This window comes from Spelaeicoccus albus, assembly GCF_013409065.1.
GTDB lineage: Bacteria > Actinomycetota > Actinomycetes > Actinomycetales > Brevibacteriaceae > Spelaeicoccus > Spelaeicoccus albus.
The window spans coordinates 1,968,639-1,990,377 of the sequence record NZ_JACBZP010000001.1 but is presented as its reverse complement, the minus strand read 5'-3'; the positions used below and the strand labels follow the sequence as shown (position 1 = coordinate 1,990,377).

At 66.0% G+C, this 21,739-nt stretch carries 21 protein-coding genes; 11 read left to right on the top strand and 10 right to left on the bottom strand.

Features of this window, described 5'->3' with window-relative positions:
- The first annotated feature begins 36 nt into the window (after window positions 1-36).
- Both BJY26_RS09165 and BJY26_RS09160 read left to right on the top strand, forming a co-directional pair.
- Window positions 37-708, top strand: a complete 672-nt coding sequence (locus tag BJY26_RS09165) for a TetR/AcrR family transcriptional regulator (protein WP_237249076.1) — start codon at window positions 37-39, stop codon at window positions 706-708.
- On the top strand, window positions 705-2,468 hold the full coding sequence (locus tag BJY26_RS09160) for an MDR family MFS transporter (protein ID WP_237249077.1): 1,764 nt from the start codon (window positions 705-707) through the stop codon (window positions 2,466-2,468). Before BJY26_RS09165 ends, BJY26_RS09160 begins: the two co-directional genes overlap by 4 nt.
- Before the next feature lie 73 nt (window positions 2,469-2,541).
- On the opposite strand, the gene BJY26_RS09155 is transcribed toward BJY26_RS09160, so the two are convergent.
- The gene (locus tag BJY26_RS09155; RefSeq protein ID WP_179427573.1) at window positions 2,542-3,741 is read right to left on the bottom strand and encodes a MarP family serine protease; all 1,200 of its coding nucleotides are present in this window, start codon (window positions 3,739-3,741) and stop codon (window positions 2,542-2,544) included.
- Between the two features lie 128 nt (window positions 3,742-3,869).
- On the opposite strand from BJY26_RS09155, the gene BJY26_RS09150 reads away from it, so the two are divergent.
- The 5 genes from BJY26_RS09150 (at window position 3,870) to BJY26_RS09130 (ending at window position 9,116) form a co-directional block, all read left to right on the top strand.
- Complete coding sequence (locus BJY26_RS09150; RefSeq protein ID WP_237249078.1) at window positions 3,870-4,349, top strand: Lrp/AsnC family transcriptional regulator; 480 nt, start codon at window positions 3,870-3,872, stop codon at window positions 4,347-4,349.
- A gap of 108 nt (window positions 4,350-4,457) precedes the next feature.
- A complete protein-coding gene (pdhA, locus tag BJY26_RS09145; RefSeq protein WP_179427569.1) occupies window positions 4,458-5,585 on the top strand; it encodes a pyruvate dehydrogenase (acetyl-transferring) E1 component subunit alpha in 1,128 nt (375 codons plus the stop codon).
- Entirely contained in the window at window positions 5,582-6,601 is a 1,020-nt protein-coding gene (locus BJY26_RS09140; RefSeq protein ID WP_179427567.1) for an alpha-ketoacid dehydrogenase subunit beta, read from the top strand. The genes pdhA and BJY26_RS09140 overlap by 4 nt, the downstream gene beginning before the upstream one ends.
- Window positions 6,601-7,998: a dihydrolipoamide acetyltransferase family protein gene (locus BJY26_RS09135; protein ID WP_179427565.1), complete on the top strand. Its 1,398-nt coding sequence runs from the start codon at window positions 6,601-6,603 to the stop codon at window positions 7,996-7,998. Before BJY26_RS09140 ends, BJY26_RS09135 begins: the two co-directional genes overlap by 1 nt.
- Window positions 7,999-8,030: 32 nt before the next feature.
- The gene (locus BJY26_RS09130) at window positions 8,031-9,116 is read left to right on the top strand and encodes a histidinol-phosphate transaminase (RefSeq protein WP_179427563.1); all 1,086 of its coding nucleotides are present in this window, start codon (window positions 8,031-8,033) and stop codon (window positions 9,114-9,116) included.
- A gap of 32 nt (window positions 9,117-9,148) precedes the next feature.
- Here BJY26_RS09130 and BJY26_RS09125 read toward each other — a convergent pair whose 3' ends face one another.
- Window positions 9,149-10,357 carry an MFS transporter gene (locus tag BJY26_RS09125; protein WP_179427561.1) on the bottom strand — a complete coding sequence of 403 codons (1,209 nt, stop codon included), beginning with the start codon at window positions 10,355-10,357 and terminating at the stop codon, window positions 9,149-9,151.
- Between the two features lie 65 nt (window positions 10,358-10,422).
- Here BJY26_RS09125 and BJY26_RS09120 point away from each other — a divergent pair, with 65 nt between their 5' ends.
- The gene (locus tag BJY26_RS09120; protein WP_179427559.1) at window positions 10,423-11,178 is read left to right on the top strand and encodes an ArsR/SmtB family transcription factor; all 756 of its coding nucleotides are present in this window, start codon (window positions 10,423-10,425) and stop codon (window positions 11,176-11,178) included.
- A 37-nt stretch (window positions 11,179-11,215) separates the two neighbouring features.
- Here the strand turns inward: BJY26_RS09120 and BJY26_RS09115 are convergent, their stop codons facing one another.
- From BJY26_RS09115 to paaA, 7 genes are read right to left on the bottom strand one after another with little or no spacing between them, the layout of a single operon-like run.
- Window positions 11,216-12,469, bottom strand: coding sequence for a PrsW family intramembrane metalloprotease (locus tag BJY26_RS09115; protein ID WP_179427557.1), 1,254 nt, complete (start codon window positions 12,467-12,469; stop codon window positions 11,216-11,218).
- 20 nt (window positions 12,470-12,489) lie between these two features.
- The gene (locus BJY26_RS09110) at window positions 12,490-13,281 is read right to left on the bottom strand and encodes an enoyl-CoA hydratase/isomerase family protein (protein ID WP_179427556.1); all 792 of its coding nucleotides are present in this window, start codon (window positions 13,279-13,281) and stop codon (window positions 12,490-12,492) included.
- A 30-nt stretch (window positions 13,282-13,311) separates the two neighbouring features.
- Window positions 13,312-14,424, bottom strand: coding sequence for a 1,2-phenylacetyl-CoA epoxidase subunit PaaE (gene paaE, locus BJY26_RS09105; RefSeq protein ID WP_179427555.1), 1,113 nt, complete (start codon window positions 14,422-14,424; stop codon window positions 13,312-13,314).
- 1 nt (window position 14,425) lies between these two features.
- Window positions 14,426-14,932 carry a 1,2-phenylacetyl-CoA epoxidase subunit PaaD gene (gene paaD / locus BJY26_RS09100; protein WP_179427554.1) on the bottom strand — a complete coding sequence of 169 codons (507 nt, stop codon included), beginning with the start codon at window positions 14,930-14,932 and terminating at the stop codon, window positions 14,426-14,428.
- Between the two features lie 5 nt (window positions 14,933-14,937).
- Window positions 14,938-15,714, bottom strand: coding sequence for a 1,2-phenylacetyl-CoA epoxidase subunit PaaC (paaC, locus tag BJY26_RS09095; RefSeq protein ID WP_237249084.1), 777 nt, complete (start codon window positions 15,712-15,714; stop codon window positions 14,938-14,940).
- A gap of 29 nt (window positions 15,715-15,743) precedes the next feature.
- The gene (paaB, locus tag BJY26_RS09090; protein ID WP_179427552.1) at window positions 15,744-16,091 is read right to left on the bottom strand and encodes a 1,2-phenylacetyl-CoA epoxidase subunit PaaB; all 348 of its coding nucleotides are present in this window, start codon (window positions 16,089-16,091) and stop codon (window positions 15,744-15,746) included.
- A 10-nt stretch (window positions 16,092-16,101) separates the two neighbouring features.
- Window positions 16,102-17,070, bottom strand: a complete 969-nt coding sequence (paaA, locus tag BJY26_RS09085) for a 1,2-phenylacetyl-CoA epoxidase subunit PaaA (protein WP_179427551.1) — start codon at window positions 17,068-17,070, stop codon at window positions 16,102-16,104.
- A gap of 174 nt (window positions 17,071-17,244) precedes the next feature.
- Here paaA and paaI point away from each other — a divergent pair, with 174 nt between their 5' ends.
- Genes paaI through BJY26_RS09070 form a run of 3 tightly spaced genes read left to right on the top strand, consistent with a single transcriptional unit; the run spans window position 17,245 to window position 19,649 of the window.
- Window positions 17,245-17,670, top strand: a complete 426-nt coding sequence (paaI, locus tag BJY26_RS09080) for a hydroxyphenylacetyl-CoA thioesterase PaaI (protein ID WP_237249079.1) — start codon at window positions 17,245-17,247, stop codon at window positions 17,668-17,670.
- A 54-nt stretch (window positions 17,671-17,724) separates the two neighbouring features.
- Complete coding sequence (gene paaK / locus BJY26_RS09075; protein WP_179427550.1) at window positions 17,725-19,044, top strand: phenylacetate--CoA ligase PaaK; 1,320 nt, start codon at window positions 17,725-17,727, stop codon at window positions 19,042-19,044.
- Window positions 19,041-19,649, top strand: a complete 609-nt coding sequence (locus BJY26_RS09070; RefSeq protein WP_179427549.1) for a TetR/AcrR family transcriptional regulator — start codon at window positions 19,041-19,043, stop codon at window positions 19,647-19,649. The genes paaK and BJY26_RS09070 overlap by 4 nt, the downstream gene beginning before the upstream one ends.
- Before the next feature lie 28 nt (window positions 19,650-19,677).
- Here BJY26_RS09070 and paaZ read toward each other — a convergent pair whose 3' ends face one another.
- Window positions 19,678-21,723 (bottom strand): phenylacetic acid degradation bifunctional protein PaaZ, encoded by a 2,046-nt coding sequence (gene paaZ / locus BJY26_RS09065; protein WP_179427547.1) that lies wholly within the window; start codon window positions 21,721-21,723, stop codon window positions 19,678-19,680.
- Between the last annotated feature and the right edge of the window lie 16 nt (window positions 21,724-21,739).

Here is a 21,739-nt window from a genome sequence, read left to right as displayed (position 1 = left end):
TTGCGCACTTTTGCAGCTGATGCAATAATTCAGTATGTGCAGCCAACGGATTCGATAGACCTCCCGGACGGGCTACGGGAGCGGAAAAAGCAAGCGCGGCGCGTCGCACTGCGGCGGGCCGCAGTCCAGTTGTCTCTTGAGAACGGCTTTGCCAATGTCACCGTCGAAGACATCTGCGAACGCTGCAGCGTGTCGCCGCGCACGTTCTTCAATTACTTCGCCAGCAAGGAAGAAGCAGTTGTCGGAAGCGATACATCGATCTTCGATGTGCCGGCCGCGGACCAGTTCGCCGACGGCGGCCCCACCGGCGACGTTCTCGACGACTTCAAAGAACTCTTGATCGGCATCGTCTCCGAACGGCAAAAGACTCGTGACGACGTCGCCGCCCGGCAACGGTTGATTCAAAGCGACCCGACCTTGCTGCAGGCCCAGTTCTCACGGATGGCCGATCACGAACGGATGCTTCGGCAGTTGATCGAACGCCGGCTGGCCCATGACTCCGGAAGCGAACCGGTCGCCACCGCATCTGCCGGCGCCGATCCGACGGCTCGAACGAATTCGGTCGACCTGCTGTCCACGCTCGGCTTGCTGGTGATGCGGGCGGCCACCGAGCGGTGGCGCCAAGACGAATCGCATCAAGACCTCGGCGCGTTGATCCCGACAATTTTCCACGAACTACAACAACTCTTCCAGGGGGAGAAAGCGTGAGCACTCCGGCCGTAGCGCCCGAAAAACCGCCGATCGTTCTGACCCGCAAAACTATCGGGCTGATCTTTGCGGCTCTGCTTGCCGCGATGTTCTTGGCTTCACTCGATCAAACGATCATTTCCACAGCCATGCCGACGATCGTCGGCGACCTGCACGGCGTGAAAGATCAGTCGTGGCTGATCACCATTTACCTGTTGGCCATGACCATCGTCATGCCGCTCTACGGCAAGTTCGGCGACATGTGGGGCCGCAAATACATCTTCCTTGCCGCTATCGCACTGTTCGTCATCGGCTCGTTCGGCTGCGGCGCCGCTCAATCGTTCTGGTGGTTGATCGCCGCACGCGGCTTCCAGGGCCTCGGCGGCGGCGGTCTGATGATCCTCTCGCAAGCGATCATCGCCGATATCATCCCGGCAAAGGACCGCGGCAAGTACATGGGCCCCATAGGCGGCCTGTTCGCCATTTCCGCGGTCATCGGCCCGATCCTGGGCGGATTCTTCACGCAGCACGCGTCCTGGCGCTGGTGCTTTTGGATCAACGTGCCGCTCGGCATCATCGCGTTCTTCATCGCGCTGTTCGCCTTGCGCCTGCCCAGCCACCGATCCGACCGGAAGATCGACGTGTGGGGCATCCTGTTCATGGCGCTGGCCACCGGTCAGCTCATCTTGACCACGACTTGGGGCGGTAACAAGTACGACTGGGATTCGACGACAATCCTGTTGTTGATCGCCGGCACCGTCGTCTCCGGCGTCATCTTCGTGCTGATCGAGTTGAAGAGCGACGATCCGATTCTGCCGATGTACTTATTCAAGAACTGGACGTTCGTCAACGCCACCCTGATCGGCCTCTTGATCGGCCTTGCCATGTTCGCCGGCATCGCCTATATCCCGACCTTCCTTCAAATGTCGACGGGCACCGACATCACCGGATCCGGGCTGCTCATGCTGCCCATGATGGGCGGCGTCATGCTGACGTCGATAGTGTCCGGGTTCTTGGTGTCGAAGACCGGAAAATACAAGATCTATCCGCTGTTCGGCACCATCATCGCGGCCGCTGCCATGGCCTGGATGACGACCCTCACCTCGGAGACCTCCACGTTCACGATCGGCGTCATGATCTTTTGCCTGGGCTTCGGTATCGGCCTGGTCATGCAGATCATCGTGCTCGTCGTCCAAAACGCCGTCGCCCCGAGACTCGTCGGCACTGCCACCTCGACGAATAACTTCTTCCGCGAGATCGGCGCGTCCTTGGGCACGTCGTTGTTCGGCGCGGCCTTCACCTCGCGGCTGTCCGACGAGTTCCAAGACATGTTCTCCAAATTGCCGCCGGGTTCGGGCAAGCAGTTGAGCGGCGGGTCGACTCTGACCCCCGACGTGGTGAACAGCCTGCCCGACAAAATCCACGACTTGGTCGTGACTGCCTACGCCAACGCGCTCGCGCCATCGTTCTGGTACCTCGTGCCGATCATGGGCGCTGCGTTCATCCTGGCGTTCTTCCTCAGGCAGCTCACCCTCTCCGGGGAGGCCGGCATGATCGCCCGGGGCGAGGCAATAGCCGATCCGAGCCGAGCTGCCAAGCCGACCGGCGGGCGACACGGCAGCCACGAAGCCGACGGTCCCGCGGACGGCGAGCTGGTCGGCGCCGGCGTCGGCTCGCAGACCGGCTCGTCGCCGGTCATCGAGGCGGAGCACGAGCACGGCAAACACGATGCCGGCACGGAACCCGACGGCGGCGATCCGCACGGCCGCCATCGCGCATAGCGACTACCGGCAGTTGCCCACCGCCGGCGGGCGGCCGGGGCCGTGCGGCCGCGTCACGTCGGCATTGCCGGGGTCACGCGGCCGCACACTGGCCGGATGACACGCCGTGCGTGTGTCCGGCCGATTCGTTCAACGCGCCGGTGACTTCCTTCATGGTCAGCGCATAGCCGGTGTCGCCGTCCGTCGTCGATTTGGCGAACACGACGCCGACGACGTCGCCGTCCGCATCCAGCAGCGGCCCGCCCGAATTGCCCGAGCGGACGACGCCGCGCAAGGAGTAAATATTACGGATCACCGTCTGTGAGCCATAGATGTCCTTGCCGCGGGCGATGAGAGTTCCGCGCACGCGTGCCGGGGTCATCTTCAGCCGGCCGTTGCCCGGATACCCGGCCACGATTGCCGAATCGCCGGCCGTCAACGACCTGCCGACGGAAAGGCTTGGCGCCGACAACCCCGGCACGTGCAGCACCGCGATATCGCGTTCCGGGTCGAAGGTGACGACGGCTGCCGGATAATTCTTGCCGCCCGATTGCACGACTACTTGGCGCGAGCCCGCGACGACGTGCGCGTTCGTCACGACGCGGTCGCCCGACGCCACCCAGCCGCTGCCTTCGGAATCATGCCCGCAGGACGGCGACTGGCTCAGTACCTTGACCACGGACCGGGCCGCGTCCCGCGCAGCGGCCGAGACCCCTTGGGCCGGGGCCGGTGTATCCCGGATCGTCTCGGTCTGGCCGCTGAAGACTTGCGGGAATCCGTTTTGTTCCATGAACTGCCCCACCGACCCGATGACTGCTTGGGGCTCGGTCGGCATGGCCCGGTCCAACGCCGCCACAATCTTTGAATTGTCGGCCGCCGAGTTGGCAACGGCGAACGGGGACATCCGTACGAACCCGGCCGCCAGCCACACCACAAGGGCTGCCGTGATCACGCTGACGGCCGCGCCGCCAAGCGAATCAAGACCGCGGACGGCGCCGTCTCCCATTCGCCGCCGCACCGCCGCGCCAATCGTGAAACCAATCGATTGAAGGGTCAAGGCGCAGATCAGCAGGACGACGAGCGCAATGATTGCCCGATGCTCGGCCAGCGACCATCCGTTCGAGCTCATCCACGCGACGATGATCGGGACCAGGAGCGTGCCGATCCAGACGCCCGCGAAAAATCCCGCGAGCGACAAGACGCCGACCAGCGCACCGCGCCTCCAGCCGGCGAACAACGACAGCAGGCCGACTATGACAAGCGCGATGTCGGTGACGGGGCCGGCAAATTCCATGACACCATCATGGCCGATGATTCTGGGCACGGGCAGGGAACCCGGCCGATGACTCCGCTGAAGTTCCGTAGACTGATCACGCACCGGACGTCAACGCTCCGGTAAACGACACAACGACAAGGATGCTGGTGCCGACCGAACATCGCGTGGATGAGATCGACCGGAAGATCATTGCCGAACTCAGCCGCAACGGCCGCCTGTCGGTACGCCGGCTGGCCGAACTTGTCCACATCTCCCGGACGAATGCGCACAACAGGCTGGTGGCGCTCTTGGATGCCCAGGTCATCACGGGTTTCAGCGCGCAAGTCGATCGGAAGGCCCTCGGTCTGAACGTGACGGCTCTCGTCATTGCCAAGATCGGCGACGTGCCGTGGCCGGATGTCAGCGCCAGGCTCGCGGCGTTGCCGTTCGTTGAAAAGGTGCAGGCCGTCAGCGGCGACATCGACGTCATGCTCACCGTCAGCGCCCCCGACAACCGGCACCTGTCGGACACGATTTTGCGCCGGATTCATGAAGTACCGGGCGTCGAGTCGACGCGGTCACTGCTCATTCTGGAAGAGATCCCCGGTCAAGCCCCGGGAACCGCCGCGGACGAATGGCCGAGATGACCCCGATTTCCGGGACGTTCGGCCCTCGCTGAGGGGTAAAGACGCCCATCTGTCACGACTTTTCCTCCGCGCTTGTCGGGGGTGTGCGACGTCACACACGATGGTGGGATGAGCGTAGATTTTCGGCGTGGAGACCTACCGACGTTGCCCGACTCGGCCCCGGTGACCTTGATCGACGATGAAGGACATCGTGCAGCGGACGCACGCGACGGCGGCTTTGATTTTCCCGGCGCGGACGAGCTGAAGTCGCTGTATCGCAAGATGGTGGTGGCCCGTCGCTTCGACGTGCAGGTCACGACGTTGACGCGGCAGGGGCGCATGGCCACGTACCCGTCGGCGCTGGGTCAAGAAGCATGTGAAATCGGTGCCACTGCGGCTCTGCGCGCGGCCGACTGGCTGTTCCCGACTTATCGCGACACAATTGCCCTGCTCACGCGCGGCATCGACCCGGTCGACATCTTCCCGTCGTTCCGCGGTGATTGGCATTGCGGTTACGACCCGTCCGCGCACCGGACGGCGCCGCAGGCCACCCCGCTGGCCACTCAGGCGTTGCACGCCGTCGGCGCGGCCACGGCAGCCAAGCTGAAGCACGACGACGTGGCAACGTTGGCGTTCTTGGGCGACGGAGCGTCCAGCGAGGGCGAGACGCACGAGGCGTTCAACTTTGCGGCGGTCTGGCAGGCGCCCACGGTGTTCATGCTGCAAAACAACCAGTTCGCCATCAGTGTGCCGCTGGCCAAGCAATCGCATGCCCGCATGCTTGCGGACAAAGCCGTCGGCTACGGAATGCCGGGATACCGTGTGGACGGCAATGACGTCGCGGCCGTCTACGCGGTCGTGAAATCGGCGCTGGGCCGTGCCCGCGCCGGCGGCGGCCCGACGCTTGTGGAGGGGTTGACGTACCGGATCGAGGCACACACGAACTCCGATGATCCGTCGCGCTATCGGGACGACGCCGACGTGGCGACGTGGAAGACTCGCGATCCGATCGAGCGACTCGAGAAGTATTTGCTCTCGACGGGATTGTTGGGCGAAGACGATCGCCGGTCCATCGCGGCCGAGGCCGAGGACTTGGCTGCCCGCACCCGCGACGCAGTGAGCGCCGAGACGACACTCGATCCGCTTGAAATGTTCGACCACGTCTATGCGGCCGAGCGACCCGAAATGCGCCGTCAGCGCGACTTCCTGGCAGCCGAACTTGCCCGAAGCGACGAGGCCACAGGGGCCAACGCATGAGCGCCCACATCGATGCGCCGGCCGAACCGGGAGTAGCCGCCACGCCGACGAGTATGCAGGCCGCGTTGAACGCCGCCCTGCGCGATGCGCTGACCGAGGACCCGTCGGTAGTCGTTTACGGCGAGGACGTCGGCCCGCTGGGCGGCGTGTTCCGGGTGACCGACGGCTTGGCCGGCGAATTCGGCCAGGAGCGGGTCTGGGACTCGCCGTTGGCCGAAGCCGGGATCGTCGGCACCGCCATCGGCATGGCGATGTACGGGATGCGCCCCGTCGTCGAAATGCAGTTCGACGCCTTCAGTTATCCGGCGTTCCAGCAGGTCGTCTCGCATCTGGCCAAGATGCGCAACCGGACGAAGGGCGCCGTGTCGATGCCCGTCGTCGTCCGGATCCCTTATGCCGGGGGCGTTGGCGGAGTCGAGCACCACTCCGATTCGTCCGAAGCGTACTGGACGCACACGCCGGGGCTGACCGTCGTCACGCCCTCGACGCCGTCCGACGCGTATTCGATGCTCCGCGAAGCGATCGCCAGCGACGACCCGGTGATCTTCCTGGAGCCGAAGAGCCGGTACTGGCCGAAAGAGGAGCTGGCGTTGCCGGTGCGCACCGAGCCGATGTGCACGGCGCGCGTCGTGCGCGAAGGCGCCGATGTGACGTTGCTGGCCTACGGCGCCACCGTCAAGACGGCGTTGGAAGCCGCGGAGCTCGGCGGACAGGAGGGGCTCGACGTCGAGGTGATCGATTTGCGCAGCCTGTCGCCGTTCGACGACGAGACCGTCGACAAGTCGGTGCGAAAGACGTCGCGGGCCGCCGTCGTGCACGAGGCGTCGAAATTCGTCGGCTACGGCGCCGAAGTCGCCGCCCGTGTCACCGAACGCAACTTTTACTATTTGGCAGCACCCGTGTTGCGCGTGACCGGATTCGACATCCCGTACCCCTCGCCGAAGCTGGAGGAATTCCACCTTCCTACCGCCGAACGGATTCTGGACGCGCTCGACACGTGGGATTGGGAGGCGTAATGAGTCAGGAATTCCTGTTGCCCGATCTGGGCGAGGGACTCACCGAGGCCGAGGTCGTCTCGTGGCTCGTGGCCGCCGGCGACCAGGTGGACGTCGACCAGATGGTCGTCGAGGTCGAGTCGGCAAAATCGGTCGTGTCCCTGCCGTGCCCGTTCCCGGGCGTCGTGCGCACCGTGCACGCGGCCGAAGGCGCGACAGTGCATTCGGGCGACCCCCTGATCACCATCGACACCGAAGCGGTCGGGGCCGAGCCTGCCGGCTCCGGCGGCGGCGTGCCCGCGAGTACGGCTCCCGAGCCGGTCCCCGGGACCGCACTGCGCGAGGACGCGGACGAAGGTTCCGGGGCAGTGCTCGTCGGCTACGGCACGCGCCCGTCCAAGCATCGCGCCGTCCGTCCGACCGGACGATTCGGCAGGAAACCCGCGCCGGACGCCGTGCCGGCGGCAGCCGCCGCGACGGCTGCCTCCGGCTCCCCCGGCTTGGGGACGATGACGGCACTCGATCCGACGCGCAACTCGCCCGTCGTGTCCCCGCTGGTACGCCGGCTGGCCGCCGATCATGGATTCAATGCCAGGCATTTGCCCGGAAGCGGACCGGGCGATGTCGTCATGCGCGCCGATGTCACCCGGTACATTGCCGAGTCCGGTGCTGCCCGAGCCGACCCGGCGACGTCCGGCGCCACACCGCAGGCCGACCCGACGACTCCCGGTGACCGGCGTATCCCGATCGCCGGCTTGCGCAAGGTCGTGGCCGAGCAAATGAGCAGGTCGCGCCGGGAAATCCCGGAGGCGACCATCTGGATGGACGTGGACGCCACCGAGCTCTTGAACGCCAAGGCGCGCCTGCAAAAGTCCACCGGCGAGCGCTTCAGCGTGGTCGCGCTTATCGCCCGGTTCGTTGTCGCCGGTCTGCAGAAGTTCCCCGTGCTCAACTCGTCGGTCGACACTGCACGCGGCGAGATCGTCCAGCACGGACGGATCAACCTCGGTCTCGCGGCGCAGACCCCGCGCGGGTTGATGGTTCCGGTCGTGCCGGACGCCGGCGACGAGACCCTTCGCGGGTTGCGCGACAAGATCGCAGGGGTCGTCGACAAGGCCGCCGACGGGAAATTCGCGCCGGAAACTCTCTCCGGCGGTACGTTCACACTGAACAATTACGGCCCTCTCGGCACCGATGGTTCGACTCCCATCATCAATTTCCCGGAAGCCGCAATGCTCGGCGTGGGCCGAATCATGGACCGGCCCTGGGTCGTCGACGGCGAACTCGCAGTGCGTAAAGTGGTATACCTCTCGTTGGTGTTCGACCATCGGGTGTGTGACGGCGCGGATCCGAGCGGTTTCCTCACCTATGTGGCGGGCTGCATCGAGGATCCGATGTCGTTTTTGGCCGACGTGTGACGCCGCAATCCTTTTCAACGTCAGGAGTAGACATGTCCGTGCGAATTCGCGCAGATCTCGAAGGCATCCCGGGATATGTGCCGGGCCGGACCATTCCGGGGGCAATCAAGCTGGCCAGCAACGAGTCGGGTGTCGGGCCGCTGCCCAGCGTCGCAAAGGCGCTCGAATCGGCCGGTGAACTGATCAACAGGTACCCCGACAACAATGCGACGAGCCTGACCGGCAAGCTCGCCGCCAAATTCGGCGTCGACCCCCGGAACGTAGTCGTCGGCTGCGGCTCGGTCATGCTGTGCCAAGAGCTCATTCAAGCCGTGTGCACTGCCGAGCAGCGCGTCGCATTCGGCTGGCGGTCGTTCGAGGCCTATCCGCTGCTTGCCCGCACCATTGGCGCCGAGCCGGTCATGGTGCCGAATACGGCATCCCACGCGCTCGACCTCCGGTCACTGGCCGAAGCCATCAACGCCGACGCCGAGTCGGTGGGCCTGGTGTTCGTCTGCACGCCCAACAATCCGACCGGAACCACCCTGGGCGCCGACGAGATCGAGGAGTTCGTGGCCGCAGTGCCCTCGCACGTGACAGTGGTACTCGACGAGGCGTACCGTGAATTCGCCGTCGACGGCAGCCCGGACGGCACCCGGTTCCTCACCGATGCGCACGGCAATCCGCGCGACAACGTCGTGGTTCTGCGCACGTTCTCCAAGGCGTACGGCCTGGCCGGGCTGCGCGTCGGCTACGCGATCGGGCATCCGCGACTTTTGGATGCCGTCCGCGCCGTCCACGTGCCGTTCACTGTCAACTCGCTGGCCCTGGCCGCTGCCGAAGCGTCGCTCGATGCCGAGGCGGAGCTTGCCGAGCGGGTGGCGGACGTCGTGGCCGAGCGCGGCCGCGTCATCGACGAATTGCGCGCGGCAGGTATCGAGGTCGTCGATTCACAGGCCAATTTCGTCTGGCTGCCGCTGGGCGACGACACTCCCCGGTTCGACGAGTTCATGACCGAGCGCAAGGTGATCGTGCGGGCATTCGCCGCAGACGGCGCGCGCGTGACGATCTCGACCCCTGCCGACAATGACGCGTTCTTGTCGGCTGCCCGGGAATGGGCGGCGGCGGAGCGGGCCTAGGGTGTAGTCGTTCCGCGCGGCACGAGCCCGCATTAGTCGCTCCGGCGAGCAAACATCGTCCACGCGATTGCACCGCCGGCAAGCCACAGCACGCACTCGGCAAGGCCGACGACGCGCAAGCCTTCGCCGAGCGTGCCGGCAACCATCACGGTTCCGGCAGCGGCAACGCCGGTACTCGTACCCAGCTGCCGCGCCGTGTTGTTGATCCCGCCGGCGAGGCCGGGCGCCCCCGGAAGACCAGCCATTCCCTCCCCGACGATCGGCGCCGTCATGAGCCCGAGACCGATGCCGATCCCCAGCAGTCCCGCGACAAGCCATGGGCCGGCGCCGTCGACCCGTGCAAGAGCGGCTATCAAAACGGCACCGGCAGTGAAGCCGGAACACGCGACGACACGCCGCCCGAACCGGGCCATCAGCCGCCCGGTGATCGGCCCGAGGCCGGCGAACGGAACCGTTGCCACCAGCATCATCAGCCCGGTGTCCAGCGGCGAGAACTTCAATCCGTGCTGCAGATACACCGTCACGGCGATCAAGGTGCCGTTCCCGACCGTCGTCATGAGAAAAGCCGTCAGCGTCGCCCCGGCGAGCGGTCGACGCCGCGCCGGCATCGGCGATGCCGGGCGGGACGCCCCCCGGCATCGCGGCAGTACGACGGCGGCTCCTGCTGCGGCTAGAGCGCACACCGGCACGTTCAGAGCAAACACGAGCCGCCAACTCCCCCAGGCAAGCAGTAGGCCGCCGATGACCGGGCCCAGTGCAGTTGCCGCCGCCGATACTGCGGACCAGATCCCCAGCGCCCGGGCACGCCGGACGCGGTCCGTCCACACGGTCGTCAACGCCGACAGACCGGCCGGAAGCATTGCGGCAGCGCCGAGTCCTTGCAGCGCCCGGAAGGTCACGATCGCTTGCCAGGTCCCCGCGTCGGCACAGCCGATCGATCCGACAGTGAATGCGCCGATCCCACCCAGCAGCACGGTGCGAAATCCGCACTTGTCCGTCAACACGCCGCCAAGCAACAAGGTGACCGCCAGGGGCACGGTATAGGCATCGACTATCCATGCCCATCGGCCGGGCGGCAGGCGCACCCCCGATCCGATGCTCGGCAGGGCCACGTTGACGACCGTCACGTCCAGAAGTACCAGAAACATCGGCGCGCAAATGATTGCCAAAGTCATTGCCGCATGGTTGGGGCCGTCCGCTTCAGCGGGCGCCCCGGCAGTCTCCTGGCGAAAATCGGGCATACCCGACAAGTTATTTGCCGAAAGGTTCGGCCGGCGCCGAATCGTCGTCGGCGCACAATGGAGTCATGAGCGTGTCACCGCAAACCTCCGCGTCGGATCACCCGGACGTCGCGTCGATTGCCGGCTTGTTCGCTGATTCGTCGCGCGCCCGCATCATGTTCGCGTTGTTCGACGGACGAGCCCTGCCCGCAAGTGTGCTGGCGGTCGAGGCCGGAGTGTCCGCGTCGACGGTTAGCGAGCATTTGAAGAAACTCGTCGACGGCCGGCTGATAGCCGTCGAACGTCACGGCCGATTCCGGTATTTTCGCCTGGCCGATCCGTCGGCGGCGGAAGCTCTCGAATCACTCACGGCCCTGGCGCCGACCCGCAACGTGACGGGGCTGGCCGCGTACAACCGGTTGAACCGGCTGCGCACGGCGCGGACCTGTTATGACCATTTGGCCGGAAAGCTCGGCGTGCAGGTCCTTGCGTGGCTTCATCGATCGGGAGCGCTCATCCGTACCGACGGCATGTCCTCCACCGAGCGGGCGCCCGGCGACGAGCTCAGTAAGCCGGTCAGGAACGCGCCCTACCGTCCCGGGCCGCGTGCCGACGAGATCTTTGCGCAGTGGCATATCGATCTCGACGTGATCAGCCGCCGGCACCGGCCGCTCATCAAGGTGTGCGTCGATTGGACCGAGCAGTCGCATCACCTTGCCGGCGGTCTTGGCGCGGAAGTCCTCGCGTCGTTTCGTAATGCCGGGTGGGTTGAAGCATCGGGCCGGCCGCGCGAGGTCCGCGTCACCGCGGCCGGCCACGACGCCTTTGCCGCAATGACCTGACCGGCGCCGCCCGCTTTCCCCCTCGCCGGCGAAAGGGTCAAAGGGCGTGCGGCGGGCTCGCCGTCTGCAACAACTCGATCCGATGACGGCTCAGCGCCGCCAGCTGGGCACGTTCGGCCGCCGCGACTTTGGCATTGCCGCGGCCGATCATCATCTGGTGACGCAGCGCCGCCAGCGTCCCGGCATCGTAGATCAGCCGGCGCATCTTCCGCTTGGCCCCGGGGAACGACTTCGCCCATGCCAGTGCTTGTCGGCGCCCGTTCCAGCTGGAGAACATGCCGACTTCGGCCGGGCTGAGCCATCCATACGGCACGTATTCGCCGAGCCGGCGCCGGGTCATGGTGATCTCTGCGCGCCGGAACAGCGACACGGCAACGATCCACAAAGCGAACAACGGCACTTCGACGACCAGATAAAAGCTCAGATAGCCGACGAGACCGTTGCTGAACAGCGACGCGCTATTCCAGACGCCGTGCAGGATCATTGCCGGGATGAGGCCGATGACGAAGAACCCTATCGCACCGAACGGCCCGGTCTTACGGGCGGCGATTCCGAGGAACAAGCCGGTCACGGACGTGAACGTGATGTGCGCGAACGGGCCCATGATCCCGCGCAAGACGAACGTGAGGATCAGCGATTGACCGGGCGAGGCCGAATCCAAGGCCCGCGCGAAGTACAAGATGTTCTCGGTGAAGGCGAAGCCTCCCGCAATGATTGCCGCGTAAACGAGCCCGTCCAGCGGCCCGTTGAAGTGGCGGCGCTGTACCCACAGCAGGACCAGCAGGCCGAGTCCCTTGGCGAATTCTTCAATGGACGGTGCTTGAATCGTGGTGGCGAAAGCGCTCGACATCTTCACTGCCCCGCCGCTGGCCACGGACATCGTGAAGTTCTCGGCGAATGTGAGCACCAGCGTCACGACGACGGCGGCGGCGGACCCCCAGAGGAACCCCAGCCACATGCCGGTTTTCGGCTGCGGCAGCCACCTGTCGATCCACCGCACCGTCAACAGCACGATGCCCAGCGGTATCAACGCCAGCAATCCCATTCCCAGAAAGCTCCCCGGGCCGATTGCCGCCGCAAGCAGCACGGCGACGATTGCGGCAAGGATGGACAGCAGCACGACGCCGACGATGGTGATGACGGTACCGGCGATGCCGGGCATGACGGGGGCGTTCCAGGCCGGATGTTGCGGGACGGACGGCCGCGGGATCGGCGCCGGCTGATAGACACGCGGGGACGCCGGCGGCCGGCCGGGCTGTTGCGGCGGGCGCGGCGGTATCGACGAGGTCATGGTGAAAGACGGTCGCCGTCTCAGTGCCCCGTGAATTTCGGCGCACGCTTGTCCGCAAACGCGCCGAACCCCTCGGCGTAGTCGGCGGTAGTGCGCAGGCCTTCTTGCGCACTTGCCTCAATGCTCATCAGTTCAATCAGTGACTGCCGCGAGTCGAAATACGACTGGGCAATACGTTTGGACGCCGCAAAGGCAAGGGTGGGCCCGTTCGCCATTTTTGTCGCGGCCGCACGGACGACGTCCAGCACCTCATCATCGGGAAGAGCCCGGGACACCAGGCCGGCGGCCGCGGCGTCCGCGCCGGTCAGGAATTCGCCCGTGTAAATGAGATCGAGCGTGCGATGTATCCCGAGCCGGTCGACGAAGTAGGCGTGCGCCCCCGAATCGGGCGCGGCGCCCAGATGCAGGAACGGCGAACCGAACTTGGCGTTTTGCCCGGCATACACCACATCACAGGCCGCGGCCAGGCCGAATCCGACTCCGAGAGCCGCGCCTTGCACAGCTGCGATCGTCGGAACGTTCAAGCCGCGCAGCGCCTGAACCGTTGGCGTGAGTTCCCCGTCGAGGTACCGGATGGCGTCATCGGCCTGCGGGTCGACGCCGGCAATGTCGCGGCCCGAGCAGAAGACGGTGCCTTCGCCGCGGAACACCACGGCGCGCACGTCCCCGGCATCGGCGAGTGCGTGCACTTGCTCGACCCGCGTGCGCAGCAACGCCAGCGCCGACTCGCCGACGGCATTGCGCGTTTTCGGGCCGTCGAGGACGAGTTCGGCGACCGAGCCGTCCCGGCCCAGGTGGATATCGGTGCTCATGATGTCCGCTTTCGTCGTGTCGGGGCGAGGTTATCGATCGTAGTCGACTTCGACCGCGTCGGTGGTCGGCGTCGATTGGCACGTCAGCACGTACCCGGCCTCGATCTCGTCCGGTTCGAGCGCGAAATTGTCCGCCATGGACACGTTTCCCTTGGTCAGCACTGCCTTGCACGTGCCGCAAACTCCACCGGCGCACGCGAACGGCACGTCGGAACGGCTGCGCAACGCGGCGGCCAGCACCGTCTCGGGCGCCTCCGCCGGTGTCTCGACGGTCGCGCTGCGGCCGTCCAACCGGAACGTGATCTGCCGTTGCGGCCCCTTGATCTCTTCCTTCGTGAGTTTCCTCGGCGCCGACCGCGACGGGCTGTCTCCCGTCGTGAAGAGTTCGAAATGCACGCGCGACCTGTCGACGTCCCGGCCGTCGAGCGCGTCCCGGCACAGGTCGACGAGTTCGAGCGGGCCGCACAGGAACCATTCGTCGATGATCTCGGGCGGCACGATGTACTCGAACAGCCGCTCGAGTTTCTCCCCATCGATCCGGCCGCTGTAGAGATCGGCCGACCTCCCCTCTCGGGAGAGCACGTGGTGCACGTCGAACCGGCCCGGGTAGAGATCCTTCAAGTCGGCGATCTCTTCCAAGAACATGACGTCGGCGACTGTCCGGTTGGCGTAGATGAGCGTGAACGACGCTTTCTCGTTGCCGGCCAGCAGTGATGACGCCAGCGCCATCACCGGGGTGATGCCGCTGCCTGCCGCGATGGCCACGATTCTGGCGGCCGTGCCGCCCGGCACATGCGAGGTGAAGGTGCCTTGCGGGTTCATCACCTCGAGCGTGGCGCCGGGCTCGAGCTTGTCTTGAACGAAGGACGAGAAAATGCCGCCCGGCGTCTCCTTCACCCCGATTTTGACGGTCCGGCCGTCGGGCACGGCGCACAGCGAATAGCTACGGCGCACGTCCACGCCGTCAATGGTGGTGCGTACCGCCACGTGTTGCCCGGGCACATAGGAGAACTCGTCCTGCAGCTCCGGCGGAACGGCGAACGCGATCTCGACGGAGTCGGCCGTCAGCTGGCGGATGCCGGCGACGGTGAGCGGGTGGAATTTCAGCCGGCGGCGGGCCGGCGCGTCGGTGGCCGGGGCCATATCAATGCACCTTGAAGTAGTCGAACGGTTCGCGGCAATCGGTGCACCGGTACAGGGCCTTGCACGCGGTGGAGCCGAAGCGGGAGAGCTCACGGGTCTTCAGCGATCCGCAGTGCGGGCATTTCACGCTGAGCGCTACCGGGATCGGCCCCGAATGGACTGCCGAATGCCCGGATGGCGGGGCGATCCCGTATTCGGCGAGCTTCCGCTTACCCTCGTCGGACATCCAATCGGTCGTCCACGCCGGCGACAGCACGGTATGGACCCGGACGGCGGGGAATCCGGCCTCGCGCAACTCGGCGTCGATATCGGTTCGGATCGCGTCCATGGCCGGGCACCCCGAATAGGTCGGCGTGATGAACACGTGCACGACGTCGTCCTCGACTTGCACGTCGCGCAAGATCCCCAAGTCCTCGATGGAAAGGACGGGGATCTCCGGATCCGGAACGCGTGCGGCGGCCCGCCGCGCCGAATCGGTCATTGATTGCTTGTCGATTGTCGTCGTCATGGTCGTCACCAGGCCGCTCCGGGATGTTTGCGGGCGAGCACTTGCATTTCGGCAAGCAGGTAGCCCAGATGTTGAGAGTGTTCGCCGTACCGTCCGCGAGCACGGATCGCCGGCACGTCCGGCCGGGTCAGCGTGGCCTCGTCCAGCACGACGTCCAGCGCCGTGTCGAAAGCCGTGCGGAGAGCTGACGCATCGACAGCTGTGCCGTCCGCGGCCAGGTCTGCGAAGTCGGCGACCTCGAACAGTTCGTCGAGATACGGCCAGACAGCGTCGAGGGCGCCCTGCATCCGGCGGTGGCTCTCGTCCGTACCGTCGCCCAAGCGAATGGTCCAGGTGACGGCGTGTTCGACGTGGTAGCGCACTTCCTTGACGGCCTTGGCTGCGACGGCCGCCAGGTAGTTGTCCGTCGACCCGGTCAGCGCCGCGTACAGTTCGCGCTGATACAGGGAAAAGAGCAACAGCTTGGCAATGACGCCGGCGAAATCGCCGTTCGGCTGTTCAACGAGGTGCGCGCTGCGGAATTCGGCTTCATCGCGCAGATACGCCAGATCGTCTTCGCTGCGTCCGTCCGCGCGTCCGGCGTATTGCAAGAGCGCGCGTGCCTGCCCGAGTTCGTCCAGGCCGATATTGGCAAGCGCGACGTCTTCTTCGAGTTCCGGCGCCGACGAGATCAGCTCGCCGAGGCGCTGGGCCGCGATCAACGCGTCGTCGCCCAGCACCAACGCATAGCGTGCGACGCTTGCGCTCGGCACCTCGTCGAAGTCGGGAAAGACGTCGTCCACGGCCGGGGCGGCGTCGTGCGGTGAGTTCGTCACAGGTGCGGCACCCCCTCGGAGCGGGTGTAAAAGGTCGGGTGCCGGTACACCTTGTCGGAAGCCGGCTCGAAGAACGCGTCCTTGTCGAACGGGTCCGAGGCAACGATGTCCGCCGCCGGCACCACCCAGATCGAGACGCCTTCACTTCGGCGCGTGTACACATCGCGCGCGTTCTGCAACGCCAATTCGGCGTCCGGGGCGTGCAATGATCCGGCGTGCACGTGCGACAAGCCGCGCGAGCTGCGCACGAACACCTCCCACAACGGCCAATCGGCCCGGGCAGCGGACTTGCCGCCGGTTTTTGCGCCGGACGCCGCGGGGGCGCCGTTCTTCTCGTTGGTCATCGTCGGTCTCCTAGGCGGCGGTGCGGGCTTGTTTCTCAGCGTGGGCGGCCGCGGCTTCGCGCACCCACGCGCCGTCCTCGTGCGCCCGGCGGCGATGCGACACGCGCAACGCGTTGCACGGCCCGTGTCCCTTCAGGACCTGGAAGAATTCGTCCCAGTCGATCGGGCCGAAGTCATAGTGGCCGCGCTCGGCATTCCAGTTGAGCTCCGGGTCGGGAATGTCGAGGCCGAGGATCTCCGCTTGCGGCACGCACATATCGATGAACCGCTGACGCAGTTCGTCGTTGGAGAATCGCTTGATCTTCCAGGCCATCGAGCGGGCCGAATTGGGCGACTGGTCATCGGGCGGCCCGAACATCATCAGGCTCGGCCACCACCACCGATTGATGGCTTGCTGGGCCATCTCATGCTGGGCGTCCGTGCCGTGGGAAAGCTCGTACAGGATTTCGAAGCCCTGCCGTTGGTGGAACGACTCCTCTTTGCAGATCCGCACCATCGCCCTGGCGTACGGCCCGTACGAGCAGCGGGTGAGCGGCACCTGGTTGACGATGGCCGCGCCGTCGACGAGCCAGCCGATGGCGCCCATATCGGCCCACGTCGGCGTGGGATAGTTGAAGATCGACGAGTACTTGGCGCTGCCGTCGATGAGCTGTTCGGTCAGGTCCTCGCGGTCGACGCCGAGGGTTTCGGCCGCCGAGTACAGGTACAGGCCGTGACCGGCCTCGTCTTGCACCTTCGCCATGAGGATCGCCTTACGCTTCAGGCTCGGTGCTCGCGTGATCCAGTTGCCCTCGGGCTGCATGCCGATGATCTCGGAGTGCGCGTGCTGGGCCATTTGCCGCACCAGCGTCTTCCGATACGCATCCGGCATCCAATCGCGCGGTTCGATCCTCGATTCGGCCGCGACAGTCTCGTCGAACCGATCCTGCCGATCCCGGTCCGCGGCACTGACGGGCGCCTGTGTGGCTGAACTGGTCATTGCGGGCTCCCTCGCTGCTTGGCGATCAGACAATAACTGACCGATCGTTCATATATTCACATGGTAGCGGATCTTCCGACGCTTGAAAATCCGCCGGCGGCGGGCCCCTTGACATCGCCGGCCGTGCACGGTGTATTGATTATCTGAACGACCGGTCACTTATTGGAGGCAACCTTGGACTCTCGCTCGCCCGTCGGATCCGCCGGCACGACCGGCCCCGAAGCCATGTACGCCGAGGACAAGGCCTCACAGGCCGCCGGTATCACACTTGACGACTTCGGCCCGGGCTTTGCCCGTTGTTCGATGACGGTGCGCGAGGACATGGTCAACGGCCACCTCATCACGCACGGCGGCTACGTCTTCGTGCTTGCCGACACGACGTTTGCCATGACCTGCAACGAGATCGGTTCGGTCACGGTGGCCGCAGGCGCAGACATCAACTTCCTCAAGCCCACCCGGCTCGGCGACGTACTGGTGGCCGAGGGCCGCTGCGTCACCAAGAACGGCCGCAGCGGCATCTACGACGTGCACGTGAGCAGGAACGGCGAGCCCGTCGCGGAATTCCGTGGACGCAGCCGCACGCTGCCGGCACCGAAGTAGTCGCCCGAATCAGGAAAACCGAAGTCAAGGACGACCACGACGAAGGGTGAAGACATGACATCGCAGCGGACCGGCACGGCCCTGCCAGACGAGTATCTCGACGACGGCGAGCGGCTCGGCGCCGACGAGTTGAAGGATTTACAGCTGTCGCGGCTGAAGGCCACCGTGCGAACCGCGTACGAGAACGTTCCGCACTACGGAAAAGCGTTCGACGAGCTCGGCGTCGCGCCGGGCGATTTGCACACGCTGGAGGATTTGGCGAAGTTCCCGACCACGAGCAAGGCCGAATTGCGCGAGAATTATCCGTTCGGCATGTTCGCGGTGCCGCGCGAACAGGTGGCACGCATTCACGCGTCGTCCGGAACTACCGGCCGTGCCACGGTCGTCGGCTACACCAAGAACGACCTCGACACGTGGGCTACCTTGATCGGCAGGTGCTTCCGCGCTGCCGGAGCCGCGCCGGGAGCCCTGGTCCACAACGCGTACGGCTACGGCCTGTTCACCGGAGGCCTCGGACTGGGCGGCGCCGAGCGGTGCGGCTACACCGTGGTGCCGGTATCGGGCGGTCAGACTGCGCGCCAGGTGCAATTGATCCAGGATTTCCGGCCCAGCCTGATCAGCTGCACGCCCACCTACCTGCTCACCATCATTGACGAGTTCGTCCGGCAAGGCATCGACCCGGCGTCGACGTCGCTGACGACCGCCGTATGCGGGGCCGAGCCGTGGACCGACGGAATGCGCCGCGAACTCGAAGAGAAACTCGACGTCGACGCCGTCGACATTTACGGCCTGTCCGAGGTGATGGGGCCGGGCGTGGCCAACGAGTGCGTCGAGACGAAGGACGGCCTGCATATTTGGGAAGACCATTTCTACCCGGAGATCCTCGACCCGTTCACGGGCGACGTGCTGCCCGACGGCGAAGAGGGCGAGTTGGTGTTCACATCGCTGACCAAGGAGGCCATGCCGATCATCCGATATCGCACGCACGATCTGGCCAAGCTGCTGCCCGGCACGGCACGACCGAACTTCCGCCGGATGAGCCGGGTCACGGGCCGCACCGACGACCTTGTCATAGTGCGCGGCGTCAACGTGTTCCCCACCCAGGTCGAGGAAGTGCTGTTCACCCTCGACGGTCTCAGCCCGCACTTCCAACTGATCCTCACCCGTCCGGGCCGGATGGACGAGCTCACGGTGCAGGTCGAAGCACGCGCCGACCTCGACTCGAAGTCGTGGGATCGGGTGGCGGCCGACACCGAGCATGCCCTCAAGGAGCGGGTAGGCGTGACGGCGACCGTTGTGGTCGTGGCGCCCGAGACCTTGGAGCGTTCGGTCGGCAAACTCAAACGCATCATCGATCGGCGCAACCTCCGGTGACGCCGGAAGCAGCCGGCGGGGCCCGGTCGAGACGCGGACGGCCCGGCTACGATCAGGCAAGCGTGCTGCGGATCGCCACCGATGTGTTCAATCGGCGCGGGTACGAGGGCACGTCGATGGATCATCTGGCCAAAGAACTGCACTTGAGCAAATCGGCGATTTACCATCATGTCGACAGCAAAGAGGAACTGCTGCACCACGCCCTTTCGACGAGCCTGGACGCGCTCACAGCGATGATGGACGACGTCGAATCGTCTCCGGGCGATTCGATCACCCGGCTCCGCCGCGTGATCGAACGCAGCGTCGAGGTACTTCTCGAGCACCTGCCGTCGGTGACGTTGCTGTTGCGCGTGCACGGCAATTCGCCGGTCGAGATCGAAGCATTGCGCAGGCGTCGCGAACTCGACCACCGGCTGGCCGACATGGTGCGCGCCGCGGCCCGGGACGATGCGATTCGCCGGGACATCGACCCGGCCCTCGTATCCAGGCTCCTCTTCGGCATGGTCAATTCGCTCACCGAGTGGTACCGCAAGGACGAGTCCGGGGACCCCTCCCGGATCGCCGGAGCCATTGCGCTGATCGCGTTCGACGGCCTGGCCCGGTAGGTTCGACTCTTTCTTTCCGGCGGGCGGGTTAGCGGTGCTTCGTCTTCTCCACAAGTGTCAGGACGTCGTACGCGGCAACCTGATCGCCGTCCTGGTTGCGCACATCGGCGTCCCAGCGCACCTCGCCGTAGTCGTCGGTCTCGCGGGGCGTGATCTGCTTGGCCGTCAAGGTCACTGTCACCGAGTCGCCCGGGCTCACCGGGGTGATGAACCGTAGATTTTCCAAGCCGTAATTGGCCAGAACCGGCCCGGGCTCGGGCCACACGAACAGGCCGGCCGCGATCGACACGACCAAATACCCGTGCGCCACTATCCCCGGGAAGAACGGATTGGCGGCCGCCGCTTCGGGGTTGGTATGGGCGTAAAACGTGTCGCCGGTGAATTCGGCGAAGTGCGCGACGTCGTCGGCCGTGATGACGCGAGGCCCCGCGGTCACGGCGTCGCCAATGCGCAGCTCGGCAAGCGATTTCGAGAACGGATGCTCCGCTTCGTTCCGCTCGGCGCCGGTCGTCCACCGGCCCGTGATGGCGGTGAGCATGGCCGGCGATGCCTGGACGGCCGTACGCTGCATATGGGCAAGGACGCCGCGGATGCCACCGAGCTCCTCGCCGCCTCCGGCGCGCCCGGGCCCGCCGTGCACCAGGTGCGGCAGCGGCGAACCGTGTCCCGTCGACTCCTTGGCGTCGTCCCGGTCAAGCACGAGAACCCGCCCGTGCCACGGCGCCGTTCCCAGCACTACGGCGCGGACGAAAGCCGGGTCGTGGCTGACGACCGAGCCGACCAGCGATCCCTTCCCGCGTGCGGCGAGCCGGACGGCCTGGTCCGTGTCGTCGTATGGCAATAGCGATGTGACGGGGCCGAACGCTTCGACGTCGTGCGCCGCGTCCGACCACGGATCGTCGAACCGCAGCACCGTCGGCGGCACGAAGGCCCCCGACTCGGCGTCCGCGCCGACCGGGTCGACGCTCGCCGTCGCATCCCCCACCACGAATGTCGCGTGCACGGCAAGGGATTTCAGCGACCGGAGCACCTCGTCGCGCTGCGCAATTGACACGACCGGCCCCATGGTGACGCCGTCGGCGCGCGGATCACCGACGACGACCTTCGACTCGATCCGCTCGCGCACCGCGCTCGCGACGTCGTCCATGAGTGCTGCGGGCACGAGTGCCCGGCGGATGGCAGTGCATTTCTGTCCGGCTTTAACGCTCAGCTCGGTGACGAGGCCGCGCACGAAGAGATCGAATTCTTCGGTGCCTGCTACCGCGTCGGGGCCGAGGATCGAGAAGTTCAGCGAGTCGGCCTCGGCCGTGAACCGCACGCCGCCGGCCACCACGTTGCGGTGGCTGCGCAGTGCCGTGGCGGTGGCCGCCGAGCCGGTGAAGGCCACGACGTCCTGCTCGCCCAGGTGGTCGAGAAAGTCCGGCAGCGATCCGCACACGAGTTGGAGCGCCCCCTCGGGCAGGATCCCGGACTCGATGATGTCGGCCACGACCGCGCGGGTCAGATGCGCCGTCGAGGTGGCAGGCTTGACGACCGTGGGCAGCCCGGACAGGAACGTCGGGGCCAACTTTTCCAGCATGCCCCATACGGGAAAGTTGAAGGCGTTGATTTGCACTGCCACGCCGGTCAGCGACGTGTAGATGTGCTGGCCCGCGAAAGTGCCGGCCCGCCCCAGAGGCTCGGTGGGCCCGTCCAGGTACACGGTGTCGTTGGGCATCTCGCGACGTCCCTTCGACCCGTACACGAACGTTGTCGAGATGCCGCCGTCGATATCGACAACGGCGTCTCGTTTCGTGGTGCCGGTGGCATACGAGAGGTCGTGGTATTTGGCCACGCGGTCGTTCAGATAGCCGGCAAGCTCCTTGAGCTTCAGCGCGCGCCGGTGGAACGTCAGCGCACGCACGGCCGGCCCTCCGACGGTACGCGCGTAGTCGAAGACCTCGGCCAGGTCGATGCCGTCCGAGCTCACCCGGCACAGTTCGCGCCCGGTCGAGGCGTCGGCAACCGCTTTGCCGTCGGCTGCCGGGGTGACCCAGCGGCCCGTGACGTAGCTGGGCAGGACGTCCGTTGTCACAAATTCCTCCACTGTC